The organism is Nonomuraea sp. NPDC003727, from assembly GCF_053586935.1.
Map to the genome: position 1 here is coordinate 1 of NZ_JBSFNE010000023.1, position 16,666 is coordinate 16,666.

Genomic DNA, 16,666 nt, shown 5'->3' on the forward strand with positions numbered 1-16,666 from the left:
TCATGCACTGGCTTTTAACACACTGTTGAGTTCTCAAGAAACGGACGCGTTCACCGTCAACCACCCGGCCGCACTCGCTTCGTTCGTTGTGTCTCTATTCTTTCAGCCCCCGCGATCCGAGTCAAATTGACTCTTTTCGCGAAACCTGCCGAGAATTTCGACCGCCCCATCTTTTTCCGGGCGACTCCTCAAAACTACTCCCGCATCCGATTCCTGTCGAACCGGACCCGCCGACGGACATGACGACCACCGGCAAGGATGCGCTTGAGGAGGTTTCCCCCGGACAGCCGACGATCAACGCCGACTGGGTGGGACTGGTGAACTCTATGTACGACTCCGTCCCCCGTCAAATCAACGCACCGCCATGTGCGCCAACACATCCCGTCTTGCCGTAACAAACCGGTATTGATGGGTATGAACCACGGGTGAGTGATCACCCTGCGCCACGCGCGTTGATCGTCCTGGTGACGGCCGCGAGCGCGGTCGTCACATTGTTCGGACTGCGCGAAGTCTCCTCGATCGCCGGCCCCGTGATTCTGGCCCTGGTCCTGGTGATCGCGGTCTCCCCCGTGCGCTCGTGGCTGAGCGGGCGGGGCATGCCCGCGTGGATCCAGGTGGCGGTGCCGTTCCTGATCCTGGTGCTGGTCCTGCTCGGCATGGTGGCGGTGCTGACGGTGTCGGTCATGCAGCTGGCCACGATCCTGCCCACCTACGCCACGCAGTTCCAGGAACTCCTGACCGAGGCGCAGCGCTTCGCCGCCCGGCAGGGGTTCGGCGAGGAGCAGCTCGCCTCGGCCCTGCGGGCGTTCGACCCAGGCAAGGTGCTGGGCTTCGTGCAGACGCTGCTGACCGGCCTGTTGAGCGTGCTGTCCAGCCTGTTCCTGATGGTGGTGCTGCTGCTGGCGATGTCGCTGGACGCGCCGGTCACCTCGAAGATCCTCGCCTCGGGCAGCGAGCGCAGCCCGGCGCTGGTCACCGCGCTGACCACGTTCGCCGGCAGGACCCGGCGCTACCTGGTCGTCTCCACCGTGTTCGGCCTCATCTGCTCGACGCTCGACGTGGTCGCGCTGGCGCTCCTCGGCGTGCCGCTACCGCTGCTGTGGGGTGTCCTGGCGCTCATCACCACCTACATCCCGAACATCGGTTTCGTGCTCGGACTGGTGCCTCCCGCGCTCCTCGCCCTGCTCGACGGCGGTGTGCAGCAGATGATCCTCGTCATCGTCGCCTACTGCGTGATCAAAGTGGTGTTCCAGTCGTTCATCCTGCCGAAGTACCTGGGGGACGCGGTCGGCCTGTCGACCACGATGACATTGCTGTCGCTGATCGTGTGGACGTTCGTGCTCGGGCCGTTGGGCGCGCTGCTCGCCATCCCGCTCAGCCTGCTCACGCGGGCCGTGCTGATCGACAGCGATCCCGCCGCCCGGTGGGCGGCGGCTCTCATCTCCGGCGACGCCACCCCGGCACCCGTTCCCGAGCCCGCGTCGAGTACGGCAGGCACCGGCCGGGCCGGGGCCGGCCCTCCTGGCGGCGAAAGTGTCGGCCCCGGCGCCTAGCGTGGGTTCCATGTACGTCGAACGCGCTCCGGGGGTGGCACTCGCCGCGCGGGTCGCCTGCCTCTGGGCGCAGGACAGCGCCGAGGAGGGCGTCCAGCTGGTGGTGCCCGACGCGTGCGTCGACCTGATCTGGGGTCCCGACGGCCCGCACGTGGCCGGCCCCGACACCGGCCCCATGCCGGTGCGGATGCGCGCGGGCGACGCCTACCAGGGCATCAGGTTCAAGCCGGGCGCGCTGGGCGGGGCGCTCGGCGTGCCGGTCGAGGAGCTGCGCGACGGCCGGATCCCGTTCGAGGAGCTGGGGCTGCCGGCGGACCTCACGCTGGAGGACCTCACCGTACGGCTGCGCGCCACGCCGCCGCCCGACCCCGCCGCGCCCGCCATCGCGGTGGCGCTGCGCGAGTGCTCCTCGGTACGGCAGGTGGCGTGGGATCTCGGGCTGAGCGAGCGTCACCTGCATCGGCGCGCGGTGGCGGCGTTCGGTTACGCGCCGAAGGTGCTGCAGCGGATCGTGCGGTTCCAGCGGGCGTTGCGCATGGCCAGGTCGGGGGTGCCGCTGGCACGGGTGGCCGCCGAGAGCGGCTACACCGACCAGGCGCACCTCGCCCACGACGTCAAGCGGTTGAGTGGTGTCTCCATGAGTCGCCTGCTGGCTCCCCCACCCGCCTCCTCCACGGACGGCGGCTGACCGCAGGCCCGCACTCCCCGGGTCACGGGGTGGGACGGCCGTAGGCGCGCAGCGTGTTGAGGCGCGCGAGCGTCAGATGCCCGCCCCACTCGTGCCGCACGACGGGCGTCCACATGAGGAAGTCGGGCTCCCAGCCGCCCTCGGGCGTCCGGGTCTCCAGCAGCGCGTCGAGGTGCCGTGCGACGGTCTCGTCCGTGAACAGCGGCAGCCGTCACATCGGGGCGGGCGCGAAGTCGAGGGGGAAGTGCGCCTCGCCGCCGGCGTGGGGGTCGAGCGACACCACCGCCAGGATCGAGTCCTTGAGCCGGGCGAACTCCGCCAGTGCCCGCTCGCCGTCGTCGACCAGGTCGAGGAAGGTGACGACCGCGCGCGCCTCGTACGGCGTCGTCTTCTCGATCCGGGCGATGGCGTTCCAGCAGAACGATGTCGCGGGCCCGAGCCATGGATGGGCGACGCCGTGCTTGTGCAGGAGCCCGGCGATGGAGGCGGTCGGGATGAGGTCGCCGGGCGGGTCGGCGTCGGTCCGCCACCACGGCGCGTGCGGCGCCTCGTCCACGCTGGGAAGCACGAACGGCACGCCGCCGTCGTCCGCCGTCACCGAGACGAGGTAGTCGCACGCGGCGGCCACCATCGGGTCGTCGAAGGCGTCGAGCTCGTCGAGGATCCAGAACGCCATCTCCACGGGTTCCGGCTGGCTGGTGGAACCGCGCAGGTCGGGCTCCAGCGCGTGGGCGAACCCGCCGTCGGGGTTCTGGTACGCGCGCAACGCCCGCAGGACCCGTTCCTTCGAGCCGCCCTTGAAGAGGGCCTCGTACCTGAGCCTGTCGAGCAGGCGGGCATTGAGCTGGATGTAGCGCTCCGGGCTGTTCTCCATGCCGTCGACCCTACGGCGGGCGGGCCGGCCGGAGCTTGTAGGAATCGGCCGCGCCGGCTCTTGGGAAACCTCGCTGCGGCGGCGACAATCACCGGCATGGAGCAGCGGCGATGGGATGACGACGAGCGGTTCACCGGGGTCGGCGACGCCTCGGCGATGCGGCCTGCCGTACAGGACCTGGCGGCGGTCATGGCGCGGGACGGGTGGGTGACCGAGGACCCCGACGCGCACCTGCTGCCACACCTGCGCGCCGTCCCCGGCTGGCGGGTGGTGGCTGAGCGGCTGGTCGAGGGCGGGGTCTACGAGGTGGCCGCCCGTCCCGACGAGCCACTGGAGGGGATCGAGGCGCACCGGGCGGCGATCAGGCTGCTGGCCGCGATCGCCGAGCCGTCGTTCTTCGTCCGGCAGTGCGGCCCGGACACCTTCGAGTGCGTGACGGGCGTGCTGCCGGGTGATCCTCCCGGATACGCCACGCATGGGCATCTCGTCCGGCTTGTCATCACGCCATAGGCGGCGTCCCAGGGCGACATGCCAGAGGGCGGCGGTAGGGAGGGGCACGGCAGACCGGCGAGCGCGGGCTCGGCCGACCGGCGGGTCGGCCCCTCGGCCGGTACGGCAGCCGTCCCGCCCCGAAAAACATGTCGCAATCTCGGGCCGGCTTCCTTAGCCTGCTGGCATGTCATGCATCTGTTTCATGCGTCTGCGCAGCGGCCGGGCTCTGGCTCGCTAGCTTCGTAGATCGCGAGCCCAGGGCCCGTCGAGATCCCCTTCGTCTCGAGGACCCGAAAGGGCTTTTGCTGTGGCGCAGAACTTCGCGCACGGAAACTATTCACACACCCAGAAGAAGGTCAGGAACAACGGTGGCGGTCGCACGCCCAGAGATCGGGCGCGGCGCGAGCTGTCGCAGAACTTCCTGGTGGATCGGAACGCCGTCGACCTGATCGTCAAGGCGGCCCGACCGAGCGGTCTCGTCCTCGAACCCGGCGCGGGTGAGGGGGTGCTCACGACGGCGCTGGCGCGGGCGGGCGCCGAGGTCGTGGGGTACGAGATCGACCCGCTGCTGGTGGCCAAACTCAGGGCCAGGACCAAGCTCAAGATCGTGAAGGGTGACTTCACCGCGACGCGGCCGCCGGACCAGCCGTTCGCCGTCGTGGGGAACATCCCCTACGGGATCACCTCCAAGATCGTCGACTGGTGCCTGCGGGCGCCCGAGCTGACGTCGGCGACCCTGCTGACCCAGCTGGAGTACGCCCGCAAGCGCAGCGGCGACTACGGCAGGTGGAGCCTGCTCACCGTCGAGAGCTGGCCGTGGTTCTCGTGGGAGCTGGTCGGCCGGATCGGCAGGGATAGCTTCAGGCCCGTCCCGTCGGTCGACTCGGCGATCCTGCGCATCGAGCGCCGGCCCGCGCCGCTCGTCGACGACGGCGGGGCGTGGCAGGAGCTGGTGGAGGTGGGCTTCTCCGGCGTGGGCGGCTCGCTGTTCGCCACGCTGTCGCGACACTTCGGCGGCGGGGTGGCCGCGGCCTTCGACCGGGCGGGCATCGCCCGCGACACGGTCGTGGCCTTCGTTCACCCGGACCAGTGGGTGACGCTCCACGCCAACCTGCACCGCTGAGCGCCGGCGGGCGGCGGTCCGGCCGCCGCCCGCCCACACCCCGAGCCGGCTGGTCAGCCGGTGACGCCCGCCTGAAGGCGGTCAGCCACTGATGGCCAGGCGGAAGCGAGGCCGGTGACGGTCGGGCGAAAGTGAGGCCGTCCGGTGTCGGCCGGGCGACACGGTGTCAGCCGGTGACGGTCGGGCGGCACGGTGTCAGCCGGTGACGCCCGCCGCGTCGGGCTTGGCCGGGGTGGTCCGGGTCGCGGTCGCCGGCACGGCGACGGAGGTCCGCCGGTCCCACGGCAGCGCGACGGCCAGCACGGGCAGCAGCACGATGGAGGCCATCGCCCAGCCGGGATGCCAGGACGACCACACGTACCAGCTCTGGCTCATCCAGAGGTAGCCGATCGCGGCCCACAGCGAGGTGCCGAGGATGGCCGGCCAGGCGAAGCGGGTGGGCCTGGCGACCAGGAACGGCATGAACCACAGCAGGTACTGCGCGCCGAGACGCGGGGTGACGACCATGAAGGCCAGCAGGATCGCCGTCGTCATGTCGACGGGGTCGGCCTTGCGCCACACCCAGCAGACGGCCAGGACGGTCGCGTAGATCAGGTAGGTGCCGATCTTGGCGTAGGCGGAGTGGAGCGTCCAGTCGCCGCCGACCAGCACCGCCGTCCAGCCCCATTCGCCGACGATCGGCCGGATGTCGCTCATGACGTCCATCACCTTGGGGATGTCGGCCAGCGAGGTGCCCGCGAAGATCGGCAGCGTGACGAGGAAGAACACCGGCGGGACGCCGGTGGCGGCCAGCCCGATGAGGCGCGCCCTGAAGTTCGGCAGCAGCAGGACCATGCCGGGGATGAGCCAGATCGGCCAGCTCTTCGCGCACAGCGCCAGGCCCATCAGCAGGCCCGCCCACATCGCCCTGCGGTAGGCGGGCGCCTCGGCGGCCCGGAAGGTGAGGACCTTCCGCAGGTCGAATCTGGCGACCGCCTCGCGGACCGTCATCGTGAAGCCGTGCCGGTCGGGCTGGCCGGGACCGCGCGCCACCACGAAGGCCGCCACGCCGAACACCAGCGCGACCGGCTCGACCTGCCCATGGACGGAGGCGACCAGGAGCGCCAGCGGGTTGAGCGCGTACTGGAAGGCGCGCAGAGACGCGCGCGGGCCGCCGGCCAGCTTTCCGACCAGCGGGATCAGCACGATGTCGGCGACCACGGTGACCAGGCGGCCCGCGTACTCCCAGGGGATGCCCAGCCACAGGAGGATCCCGTAGACGTAGGGGATGGTCGGAAGGAAGTGCCACCCGCCGTTGCTGCCCAGGACGGGGTCCTGCCGGTTGAGTACCGCCTCGCCGGCCGGCTTGAAGCTGTTGACGAAGTCGACAGGCTGCCAGGTGTCGATCGCCGACGTGTACATGATCAGCACGCGGACCCCGATGCCCACCGCGAGGGCGAGCCAGAGCGGGGGTCGCCAGTCACGCCACTGCGCGATGAGAGCGAACACGACACCTGAGACGAGGACGATCCCCGTGAGCACTGCGTAGTCCATGGCGGCTCCTAGCCTGCCTCACGATCGGAGGTACTGCCACCCATAAGGCGGGTCGCAGCACCCCGGATCGTCACTCAGTGTGTTCAATGAGAAGCATGGGGGGATCACGGGGCAACGCGCTGCTGGTCGGGCTCTACCGGGAGGCGAGAGGCAGGGTCGCCGACCCTGTCGCGGCCTGGGCGCAACTCACAGCCAATCCACAGGTACGGCAGGCCTACCAGCGCGGCAGGGGCGGCGAGGTGGCACCGCTCGGCGACGACGAGGTCGCCGAGATCGTCGCCGCCGCCCACGTGCACACGATCGCCGCCTACGGCCCCGATCGGGTCGCCGCCCACTCCACGTCCATGATCGCCAGGTTCGTCGGCCTGATCGGCGGCACGGTCCTGTTCGACCAGCCGCTGGTCGCCGCGCAGGTCTTCGGCCCCTGCTCGGAGGTGCCGGAGCCGGCCGACTGGGAGCAGGCCGCCTACGCGGTCATGTGGGGCGAGAACGACCGCGCGATCCGCTCGCCCGACACGCACTGGCTGGTGGCCGGGCGCTACCCGGGGCAGAAGGTGGTCGCGATCGGCAGCCACCCGATGCGGCTGTCGGACGAGACCGTCGTGGTGCGCTCGGGCACCGACGCCGCGCTCGCCATGGCGATGGGGCACGTGCTGCTGAAGGAGTTCCACCTGGAGCGGCCGGCGTTCGCCGAGCACGCCAAGCAGCGCACCGACCTGCCGTTCCTCGTGCGGCTGCGCGAGCGCGCCGACGGCTACGTGGCCCACCGCTTCCTCACCGCCGCCGACCTGGGCGACACCTCGCCCACCGCCGCGCTGAAGACGGTGCTGCTCGACGGCGACGGCGCCCCCGTGGTGCCGAACGGGTCGCTGGGCCTGCGCCGCGATCCCGCCCGCTGGAACCTGACACTGGAGACCGACCCGGCGCTCACCGTGTACGGCACGGCCGGCGACGGCGTCGAGCTGCTGCTCCCCCGCTTCGACGAGGGATCGGGCGTGCTGCGCAGAGGCGTGCCCGTCATGCGGGTCGGCGACCATGTGGTCACGACCGTCTACGACCTGCTGCTCGCCCAGTACGGCGTGGCGCGTGACGGGCTTCCCGGCGCCTGGCCGGCCGGCTACGACGACGCGCGGGAGCCGTACACGCCGGGCTGGCAGGAGCCGATCACCGGTGTCAGCGCCGCGCGGGCGCTGAAGGTGGCCCGCGAGCTGGCCGAGACCGCGCTGCGCACCGGCGGCAGGTGCATGATCATGCCGGGACGGCTGGGCACCGAGCACGCCGACACCGCGCACCGGGCGATGCTCGCGCTGCTGGTGCTGACGGGCTCGGCCGGGGTGCGCGGCGGCGGCTGGGGCGGGCCGCGGGCCGAGAGCGAGCGGGTGGTGGAGACGGGGCTCTACTTCTACCTGCACGCCGACCGGTGGCGCTACGACTGCACCGACGTGGGCATGCTGTCCTGGCAGCTGGGCGAGGGGCTGTTCAACGACCGGGCGCCGTGGCCGGTGCTGGCCGAGGCGGTGCGCGAGGGGTGGCTGCACATGTCGCCCGAGTACGACCGCAACCCGCTCGACCCGGACGGCGACCCGGGGCGCCGCGCCTGCGACGAGCCTGACGACCCGCGCAACTGGCCGAGGGTGCTGACGCTCGCGCACGGCGACCTGGCCGACCCGTGTTTCGAGCACCATCTGGTCAACGGGAAGCTGGACCTGCTGGTGGGCCCCTCCCAGTACGCCGACGTGCCGCTGCCCGACGTGGGGCTGCTGGCCGAGACGTTCGCGAAGCTGTCGGTCGACCATCTGGGCAGGCGCAGGGACATGGTGGGCGGCCGCGTCGTGGAGCGCAACTACCCGGAGACGGCGGCGCTGCTGGCCGCCGTGCCGGGGCCGGCCGTACGGCCCGAGGGCATGCCGTGGCTGACCCTGACGGGCCGCATGCACACGCTCGTCGACCATGACTGGATGCACGAGTACGGCGAGGCGCTGCCCATCTACCGGCCGCCGGGCTCGGGACATCATGTGAAGCCGACGGTGATGGTCAGGCATCGCGGGCAGGAGGGCTGACTCCCGCCCGCGATCCCCCGGCCATCAACACACCGTCAGCGCAGGCCGCCGGCGCAAGGCCGTCAGCGCAGGCCGTCAGCGCAGGCTGTCCAGGTACGGGCGGTGCGAGCGGGAGAACTCGAAGCCGTTGTGCCGGTCCCAGTTGACCGACCAGGCCATCAGGCCCCGCAGGTTCGGGTACACCCCCCTCGGCTGGTAGGAGCCGCAGCCGGTGCCCTTGGCCAGGCAGGTGAACGCCTTCTGGACCTCGGCGACGGTGGTGAACCCGTTGCCCGCGTTGGGCGAGGCGGGCAGGCCGATGGCGACCTGGTCCTGGCGGAGCGCGGGGAACACGTTGCCGGTGTTGCCCATGATGGGGAATCCGGCGAGCAGCATGTCGGTCATCGCCACGTGGAAGTCGTGCCCGCCCATCGTGTGGTACTGCCCGTCCAGGCCCATGATCGGCCCGGAGTTGTAGTCCTGCACGTGGAGCAGGGTCAGGTCGTCGCGCAGCGCGTGGATGACCGGCAGGTAGGAGGCGCTCCTGGGGTCGGCGGTGCCGTTCGGGCCCGGTCCGTAGAACTGGTGGCCGAGCTGCACGAAGAACGTCTCGGGCGCCATGGTCAGCACGAACCGCGCGCCGTACCTGGCCTTGAGCGCCTTCAGCGCGGAGATCAGGTTGACCACGACGGGGGTGGTGGGGTTGCTCAGGTTCGTGTCGCCCTGGTTGAGGTAGAGCGAGTGGCCCTCGAAGTCGACGTCGAGGCCGTCGAGGCCGTAACGGTCGATGATCGCCGACACCGACGCGACGAACGTGTCACGCGCGGCGGTGGTGGTGAGCTGGACCTGCCCGTTCTGCCCGCCGATGGAGATGAGCACCTTCTTGCCCGCGGCCTGCTTGGCCCTGATGGCGGCGACGAAGTCGGCCTCGGACTCGACGTTGGGGCATTCGGCGACCGGACACCTGGCGAACCTGATGTCCCCTGAGGTGACCGAGGTGGGCTCGCCGAAGGCGAGGTTGACGAAGTCCCACTCGGCGGGCACGTCGGCCATCCTGACGTAGCCGGAGCCGTTGGCGAACGAGGCGTGCAGGTAGCCGGCCATCACCCTGCTGCTCGGCCCTCCGCCGCCGGTCGAGGTGGTCCCGCTGACCTCCTGCGTGTACGGCGAGCAGTTGCCCGACGGGTCGCAGGCGCGCGCCTTGAACCGGTAGGTGGTGGCCGGGTTGAGCCCGGTGGCGGTGTGGGAGGTGCCGGTGACCTGGGTGGGGGCGGCGCCGTCCCTGGAGATCTCGTAGCGGGCGACGGTGCCGGAGTCGTCGGTGGACGGCGACCAGGTGACGGTGAGCGAGCTGCTGGTGGGGCCGCCGACGGCCAGGTTGCCCGGCACGGTGGGCGGGGTGGTGTCGCCGCCTCCTCCCGGGCCGTCGAGCACGACGTCGTCGGCCAGGTAGGGGCCCTGGCCGTACCAGCCGTTGAGGTGGACGGTCACGGCGGTGGTGCTCGCGCCGGTGGTGAAGGAGGTGGTGAGCTGCCGCCAGGTGGCGCCGGGCGCGCCCCACGTGCTGGCGTTCACGCCGGTGCCCGTGGCGCCGAGGAAGACGTAGGCGCCCTGAACCCAGGCGGACAGCTGGTAGGCGGTGTTCGGCTGGACGGTGACGGTCTGCCCGCAGCGGGCGAAGTCGGTGCCCGCGGGGCTGCCCTGGAGCGCCTTGGTGCCGCCGTGGACGGGGCTGGAGACCGTGGTCGCCAGCGAGCAGGTCCATCCGGCCAGGCCCGACTCGAAGCCGGGGTTGACGGCGATGTTGGCGGCGATGTTGGCGGCGAGGTTGGCGGCGGGGCCGGCGGTGATGTCGGCGGTGATGCCGGCGGCGGTGACGGGGTGGGCGGGGGTCAGGGGCAGCACGGCCATGGCGAGTGCGAGGGCGGCCGCGGCCGCGGGCTTGCTCAGGTTCATGCGTGCGGTTCCTCGATCGTGGTGCGTGGGGGGTGCGGCCTCCCGTCCCGGGAGAGGAGGCGAGCTCTCCCGGGACGGGAGCCGGGCCGGCGCTCGGGAGGGGCGAGCGCCGGGCGGGCGCTCCGGAGGGGAGCGCCAGGGGGGCGCGCTCCGGAGGGGGGAGCGCCGGGGGTGGGCCTGGATCAGAACCCTGCGGTGGTCCTGGTGAACTCCCACTCGGTCTGGGCGATGCCGCTGCAGTTGGAGGTCACGCCGCCGCCGGGGCACGGCCGGTCGCGGTTGACCGCCCAGTACGCCAGGCGGGTCAGGCCCTTGGACCTGGCCCAGGTGGTGATCTGGGTCCAGGTGGCGGGCGTGGTGAGCTCCTGCTGGTCGGACAGGCCGTTCATGCCCGAGATGCCCATGTGCGCGTACGCCTGGGCGTCGGTCCAGCCGAACGCGCTCTTCAGCGTGTTCTTCAGGCCCTCGGAGGCGTTGACGGTGTCGGTGTAGATGTCCGAGCCGCCGAAGTCGAACGGCATGATCGTGTAGTTGTCGATCGGGACCGCGAGCTCCTTGGCGCGGTTGACCAGGCGGACGCCGTGGGCGTTCGGCCCGGTCCTGGTGGTGCCGAAGGTGACGACGACCTTGACGTTCGGGTTGTTCTGCTTGACGATCTTCAGGCCGTTCAGGATGCGGTCCTGCACGGTGTAGTTCTCGAACTCGTCGGTGTTCTCGATGTCGAAGTCGACGACCGCGGGGCCGACGGCGTTGATGACCTGCTGGACGGCGCCCGCGAAGGCCTGCGGGGTCGAGCAGTTCGGGCCGAGCTTGTTGCCCTGCCAGCCGCCGAAGGAGACCTGGACGCTGCCGCCCTTCGACTTGATCGTGGAGATCGCCTGGGCGTCGGTGCCGCCGGTCAGCGGCCGGTTGCCGTCCCACGCGGGGGTGCAGCCGCCGCTGGACAGGATGAAGGCCATGGTGAAGGACTTCACGCCGGTGGCGTCCATGACGGTGCCGGGGTTGGGCGGGTTGCCCCAGCCCATGTAGAGGTAGGGCGCGCCGGGCATGCGGGCCCCGGTCGGGCAGCCGGTGGTGGAGCCGGTGACGGAGGCGCTGGAGCCGGACTCGCCCGCGGAGTTGTAGGCCCTGACGGTGTAGGTGTGCGAGGTGCAGGCGCCGAGGCCGGAGATCGTGGCCGAGGTGCCGCTGACCTGGGCGCGCTGGGTCGAGCCCTCGTAGACGCGGTAGCCGGTCACCGTACCGCCGGCCGCGCCCCATGACAGGGAGATCGAGGTGTCGGTGGCGCCGGTGACGGTGGGCGCGCCCGGCTGGCCGGGCACCCCGGTGCCGCCGGAGGTGGCGGCGGTGACCGCGGCGCTGGCGGCCGACAGGTTGCCGGCCGCGTCGCGGGCGCGGACGGTGTAGGTGTAGCTGGTGCCCGAGGCCAGGCCGGTGTCGGTGTGGGTGGTGCCGGTGACCGTGGTCACCAGCGTGGAGCCGCGGTAGACGTTGTAGCCGCTGACCCCGACGTTGTCGGTGGAGGCGTTCCACGCCAGCGAGATGCTGCTGGAGGTGCTGCCCGTTGCGCGCAGGTCGCCCGGCACCGAGGGTGGGGTGGTGTCTCCGCCGCCGGAGACCGTCTTCCACAGGGCGGGCACGTTGGGCGGCTCCCAGCCGGGCTGCGAGGTGTGCGCCTGCTGGCATTCGTAGTCGACGCCGTTGTGGGTGACGCGGGTGCCGATGGTGTACGACGTCCAGGCCTGCCACGCGGGATAGGCGGCGACCGTGACGCCCTGCGCGGCGGCGGGCGTGGAGGTGGCGAGGCCGGTGACCGCGAGGGCGAAGGCGGCCAGCAAGGCGAGCATCATGCGTCTCATGGCATTCCCTGGAGGTGGGGCTTGACGGTCTTGGCGAAGTTCCAGTTGTTGCTCGCGTCCCAGTTGATGGACCAGGTCATCGCGCCTCTGATGTCGGGGTAGGCGCGGGGAGGGACGAAAGTGCCGCAGCCGGTCCGCTTGGCGAGGCAGTCGAGCGCCTGGTTGACCAGGCTCGGCGCGACGACGCCGCCGCCTGCCGCGCCGGGGCCGGCGGGCAGGCCGAGCGCCACCTGGTCGGGGCGCAGGCCGTTCTCGAGCTGGATGCAGGCCAGCGCGACCATGAAGTTGACGGTGCCCTGGGAGTAGGCGGCGTTCTGGTCGCAGCCGAGCATGGAGCCCGAGTTGTAGTACTGGGTGTGGACGACGGTGAGGATGTCCTTGATCGACAGGGCCAGCTTGAAGTACTCGGCGCCCGTCGACTGCATGTCGATGGTCTGCGGCGCCATCGTGATGATCAGGCCGGAGCCGGCCTTCGCCCGCAGCGACCTGAGGGCCTGGGCCATGTAGGTGGCGTTGAGCCCGTTCTCCAGGTCGATGTCGACGCCGTCGAAGCCGTAGGCCTGCATGATGGCGTGGACGGTGTCGGCGAACTTCGTGGCCGCGGCGGCACTGGCGACCTGGACGCGGCCCGCCTCCCCGCCGACCGACAGGATGACCTTCTTGCCGCGCTGGTGGAGGGCGGCGACGTCGGCCTTGAACTGGGCGTCGGTGTAGCCGCCCACAGCGGTCGCCAGGCCGGGGTCGACGCCGAAGACGACCTCGCCCGGGGTGGCGGTGGCCTCGCCGAAGGCGATCGCGACCAGGTCGTACTCGTCGGGTACGGCCGACAGCTTCAGCTCGACGGCCTGGTTGACGAAGTTGTGCCAGTAGCCGGTGAGGAAGTGCCGGGGCAGCGGGCCCGCGGTGCATCCGGCCGTGGTGCCGGTGACGTCGCGTCCGGCCGACTCGCCGACGGAGTTGTAGGCCCTGACGGTGTAGGTGTGCGTCTCGCAGGTGCCCAGGCCGGTGATCGTGGCGGTGGTGCCCGTCACCGTGGTCTTCGGCGTGGTGTCTTCGTAGACCCGGTAGCCGGTGACGGTGCCGCCGGCCGTACCCCAGGACAGGGAGATGGACGAGGTCGTGGAGGTGGCGGTGACCGGTCCCGGCTGGCCGGGGACTCCCGGCTGCGGTTCGCCGCCGCCGCAGGAGGCGCCGTTGATCGTGCAGCCGGTGACGCCGGGGAAGTTGCCGGGGCTGCCGTTGAATCCGAAGGTCGTGGTGGCGCCGGGGGCCAGCGGGCCGGCCCAGCCGGGCGCGGTGAAGGTGTAGTGCTGGCCGCTCCGGGACATCGTGGCGTCCCAGGCCGACGGGATGGAGTAGCCGGCCGGCACGTCGAACTGGACGTTCCAGGAGACGGGGGCGGAGGTGCCGTTGGTGATGGTGACCCTGCCCTCGAAGCCCGAGCCCCAGTCGGCGGCTTTGGCGAAGGTGGCGGTGAGGCCGGCGGCGTGCGCGGGCGGGGCGACCAAGGCGAAGGCGAGGGTGATCAGGGCTACCACTGATGCGCGTAATCTCACGCTGTTCCTTCTTTTCGGGGGGTGCGCGCCCTTTGCAGGGGCTGTCAGGGCGAGTCAGGCGAGGGCGCGCCGCGCGACGACCTCCCGGGCCGGCGGGACGGCGCGGCGCGATGCGCTGCCCCGCGGGACCGGGCGGGGAGCGCGACCGTTGTCGCAGGTGGGGTGTGGGGGGTGGGGGTGTGCGAGGGTCCGTGGGGCGTCTTTCATGATTTCTTTTAGGAAAGTTTCCTAAGAGTTGTCGCGATCGTAGCCTTGACACCGATCCCTTACAAGACCCAAAAAACCACCCCTCCCGGCCTGCGAGGAAGCCGGAAGGGGTGGGACTGTGACCGGGTTTCGGCTACGGCGTGTGAGTGATCTTCACATCGTCGACGCCCGCCTCGACCAGGGAGGCGGTGGAGGCGTCCGCCGCGTCGACGACGATCCTGACCGTCTGGCCCGCGTGCGAGCTCAGGTTGGCGGTCGCCACCGTCCACGCGCCGTTCCTGTTGGTGGCCGCGCCCTGCTGGTTGACGACCGTGGTCGTGGTGGAGCCGACCACCCGCACCCTGAAGTAGTCGGCGGTGGAGGAGTTCGAGCCGTGCGCCAGGTACCACGACAGCGACAGGTTGAGCGTGCCCGAGGCCGGCAACGTGATCGGTGGCGACTGGATGGTGGTCACGCCGCCGTCGATGTCGTAGTCACCCGCCGACGTGCCCGCCAGAGGCCCCGTCACCAGGTCGTTGACGCCGCTGACCGTGGTGCCGAGCTGCTTGGCGCCGGAGGAGGTGGTCGCCGCGGGGTCGCCGCGCTCCCACCGGCCGGTCGTCGCGGTGTCGGTGCCGGCCGGGTTCGCCGTCCAGCCCGTCGCGCTCTCGAAGGTGTCGGAGTAGATCGTGGTCCCGCCGCCCGTGCCGCAGTACTGGGCCTCCTTGCCGATGATCCGGTAGACGCAGTCGGAGTACTCGAGGAAGCGGAGCACGGCCTCCTTGTTGCGTGTGGTCTGCGGGACGATCTGCTCGTCAGGCGGGTAGAAGCCGGGGCTCGCCCCCGTCGGGTACATCTCGAACGTGAAGCTGAAGATCTTGTAGACGCCCCACAGCCAGTCGTCGATCGTGCCGTCGGTGATGTAGAGGTCGCTGGCCTGTTCGGGGGTGTAGCTGTTGGTGGAGGCCATGTTCTGGCCGAGCGTGGCGTGCGCGTCCCTGTCGTCCTGCGTCAGGCCGGGCGCGGTGTCGTTGAAGGTGTAGCCGTAGGGCCACAGGATCAGCTCGCTGTAGGTGTGCCAGTCGATGTGCGACTTGATCTGCTGCACGCCGCCGACGACGCGGCCGCGCACCCAGTCGGCCACCGCCCGCACCTCGGGAGTGGACTCGGCCGACGCGCCGCGGTAGGTGTCGCTGGAGGGGGAACCGGACGAGCCGCCGCAGCAGCCCCAGTTGTAGCCCCAGTTGCGGTTCATGTCGGTGCCGATCGCCGTGGAGCCGGAGTTGGGCTGCCGGTTCTTGCGCCACGACCGGTAGGAGCCGGTGGCGATGTCGTACTCGCCGCCGTCGGGGTTGAGGTCCGGCATGATCCAGATCTCGCGGGTGTTGACCAGGTCGGTGATGCGCGAGTCGGTGCCGTAGCCCTCGGCGAGCAGGTGCATGATGTACAGCGCCATCTCGACCGTGAGGTGCTCACGGGCGTGCTGGTGGGCGGTGAAGAGCACCTCGGTCTCGGCCTCGTCGGAGCCCACGTTGTCACTGATCTTGACGCCGATCAGCGGCCTGCCCTCGTAGGAGGTGCCGTAGACGAACTTGCCGGCGATCGCCGGATGCGCGGCCACCAGCGCGTCCACGTCCGCGGTCATCTCCGCGTAGTTGTGGTAGCCGGAGTCGGACGGAGGGAAGTCAGCGGCCCGCACACCGGACGGGGGTAACGGGGACGGCAGCTCCACGACCCGGTAGCCGAGCCGTTTGATCGCGGCGACCTCGTCCGCGGTCGCGCTCACCACCACCGAGTCGGCGGCCACCTCGTTGATCGCCGCGCCCGTGGATGCCACGGCGCTGCGCTCCCGTGCGTCGGCCGGCCCCTGCACCCTGTACTGCTTGTTGGGCGGCGGTTCCGCGCTCGCCCCTGCCCCTGTCACGCCGGTCAGGCAGATCAGGGCCAGAACGGACAGCAGGATGACTAATCGACTTCTCACCTTCAGCCTCCTCAGGCTTGACGGGCGTCTGCACCGAGAGTGAAGAAGCTCGCACAACCGGAAAAGGCCCAAATTTTCAGAAGCGGACCAGCGCCTCGTCCAACGGCTTCCGCCGCAGGTCGGGCACCTCCGCGTCGGGCGCGGCGTGGCCGACGGGGAACAGGATGTAGGGCCGCTCGTTGCCCGGTCGCGCGCAGATCTCGCTGAGGAAGGCCATCGGGTTGGGCGTGTGCGTCAGCGTCGACAGGCCCATGGTGTGCAGCGCGGTGATGAACAGGCCGCAGGCGATGCCCACGCTCTCGTTGACGTAGTAGTGCTTCACCCTGCTGCCGTCGGCGCGCACGCCGTACTTCTCGGCGAAGCACACCACGATCCACGGCACCACCTCGAGGTAGCCCTTGTCGGAGGTCGTCCCGAGCGGCGCCAGCGCCTGCCGCCACTCGGGGGTCAGCCTGCCGCCCTCGTAGTTCTGGCGCTCCTCGACCTCGGCCGCCTGCCGGATCCGCCGTTTGGTCGCGGGGTCGCCGATCAGCACGAACTTCCACGGCTGCTGGTGGGCGCCGGACGGAGCGGTGTTGGCGGCCATGACGGCCAGCTCGACGCACTCCCTCGGCACGGGTTCGGCGCTGAAGAAGCGCACGCTGCGCCGCCGGTCGACGTGCTCGTAGAAGGCACGGCCCCGGCGCACCATCTCCGCCTCGTCGAGACGGTCGGCCGCGTAGGGGACGAACGGATACCTGTGCTCCATGGACCGCAGTGTCCGCAGCGGTGACGATGATGACAACACCGCGCCCTCTATCCTGGCGAAAAGTCAGCCAAAGGCCCG

Annotated in this window: 12 protein-coding genes; 5 read left to right on the forward strand and 7 right to left on the reverse strand. The window is 70.8% G+C overall.

The window, feature by feature from the left end; translation table 11 throughout:
• Positions 1-425: 425 nt before the first annotated feature.
• Together ACWDLG_RS38180 and ACWDLG_RS38185 are read left to right on the forward strand one after the other, a co-directional pair.
• Positions 426-1,553 (forward strand): AI-2E family transporter, encoded by a 1,128-nt coding sequence (locus tag ACWDLG_RS38180; RefSeq protein WP_449929436.1) that lies wholly within the window; start codon positions 426-428, stop codon positions 1,551-1,553.
• Between the two features lie 10 nt (positions 1,554-1,563).
• Complete coding sequence (locus tag ACWDLG_RS38185; protein WP_449929438.1) at positions 1,564-2,241, forward strand: helix-turn-helix domain-containing protein; 678 nt, start codon at positions 1,564-1,566, stop codon at positions 2,239-2,241.
• A 211-nt stretch (positions 2,242-2,452) separates the two neighbouring features.
• Here ACWDLG_RS38185 and ACWDLG_RS38190 read toward each other — a convergent pair whose 3' ends face one another.
• Positions 2,453-3,115 (reverse strand): hypothetical protein, encoded by a 663-nt coding sequence (locus tag ACWDLG_RS38190; RefSeq protein WP_449929440.1) that lies wholly within the window; start codon positions 3,113-3,115, stop codon positions 2,453-2,455.
• Positions 3,116-3,211: 96 nt separating this feature from the next.
• Between ACWDLG_RS38190 and ACWDLG_RS38195 the strand changes: the two genes are divergently transcribed.
• The gene (locus ACWDLG_RS38195) at positions 3,212-3,625 is read left to right on the forward strand and encodes a hypothetical protein (protein ID WP_449929441.1); all 414 of its coding nucleotides are present in this window, start codon (positions 3,212-3,214) and stop codon (positions 3,623-3,625) included.
• Between the two features lie 289 nt (positions 3,626-3,914).
• On the forward strand, positions 3,915-4,730 hold the full coding sequence (gene erm / locus ACWDLG_RS38200; protein ID WP_449929442.1) for an ErmE/ErmH/ErmO/ErmR family 23S rRNA (adenine(2058)-N(6))-methyltransferase: 816 nt from the start codon (positions 3,915-3,917) through the stop codon (positions 4,728-4,730).
• A 195-nt stretch (positions 4,731-4,925) separates the two neighbouring features.
• Here the strand turns inward: erm and ACWDLG_RS38205 are convergent, their stop codons facing one another.
• Positions 4,926-6,263, reverse strand: a complete 1,338-nt coding sequence (locus ACWDLG_RS38205; RefSeq protein WP_449929443.1) for a hypothetical protein — start codon at positions 6,261-6,263, stop codon at positions 4,926-4,928.
• 95 nt (positions 6,264-6,358) lie between these two features.
• Between ACWDLG_RS38205 and ACWDLG_RS38210 the strand changes: the two genes are divergently transcribed.
• Positions 6,359-8,323, forward strand: a complete 1,965-nt coding sequence (locus ACWDLG_RS38210; RefSeq protein ID WP_354920273.1) for a molybdopterin-dependent oxidoreductase — start codon at positions 6,359-6,361, stop codon at positions 8,321-8,323.
• Between the two features lie 75 nt (positions 8,324-8,398).
• Here the strand turns inward: ACWDLG_RS38210 and ACWDLG_RS38215 are convergent, their stop codons facing one another.
• From ACWDLG_RS38215 to ACWDLG_RS38235, 5 genes are all read right to left on the reverse strand, one after another.
• The gene (locus ACWDLG_RS38215) at positions 8,399-10,258 is read right to left on the reverse strand and encodes a chitinase (RefSeq protein ID WP_449929445.1); all 1,860 of its coding nucleotides are present in this window, start codon (positions 10,256-10,258) and stop codon (positions 8,399-8,401) included.
• 182 nt (positions 10,259-10,440) lie between these two features.
• On the reverse strand, positions 10,441-12,117 hold the full coding sequence (locus tag ACWDLG_RS38220) for a fibronectin type III domain-containing protein (protein WP_449929447.1): 1,677 nt from the start codon (positions 12,115-12,117) through the stop codon (positions 10,441-10,443).
• Positions 12,114-13,673, reverse strand: coding sequence for a chitinase (locus tag ACWDLG_RS38225; protein WP_449929449.1), 1,560 nt, complete (start codon positions 13,671-13,673; stop codon positions 12,114-12,116). Before ACWDLG_RS38225 ends, ACWDLG_RS38220 begins: the two co-directional genes overlap by 4 nt.
• Positions 13,674-14,013: 340 nt before the next feature.
• On the reverse strand, positions 14,014-15,840 hold the full coding sequence (locus ACWDLG_RS38230) for a M14 family metallopeptidase (RefSeq protein WP_449929451.1): 1,827 nt from the start codon (positions 15,838-15,840) through the stop codon (positions 14,014-14,016).
• A gap of 76 nt (positions 15,841-15,916) precedes the next feature.
• On the reverse strand, positions 15,917-16,588 hold the full coding sequence (locus ACWDLG_RS38235) for a nitroreductase family protein (protein WP_449929453.1): 672 nt from the start codon (positions 16,586-16,588) through the stop codon (positions 15,917-15,919).
• Positions 16,589-16,666 lie beyond the last annotated feature (78 nt).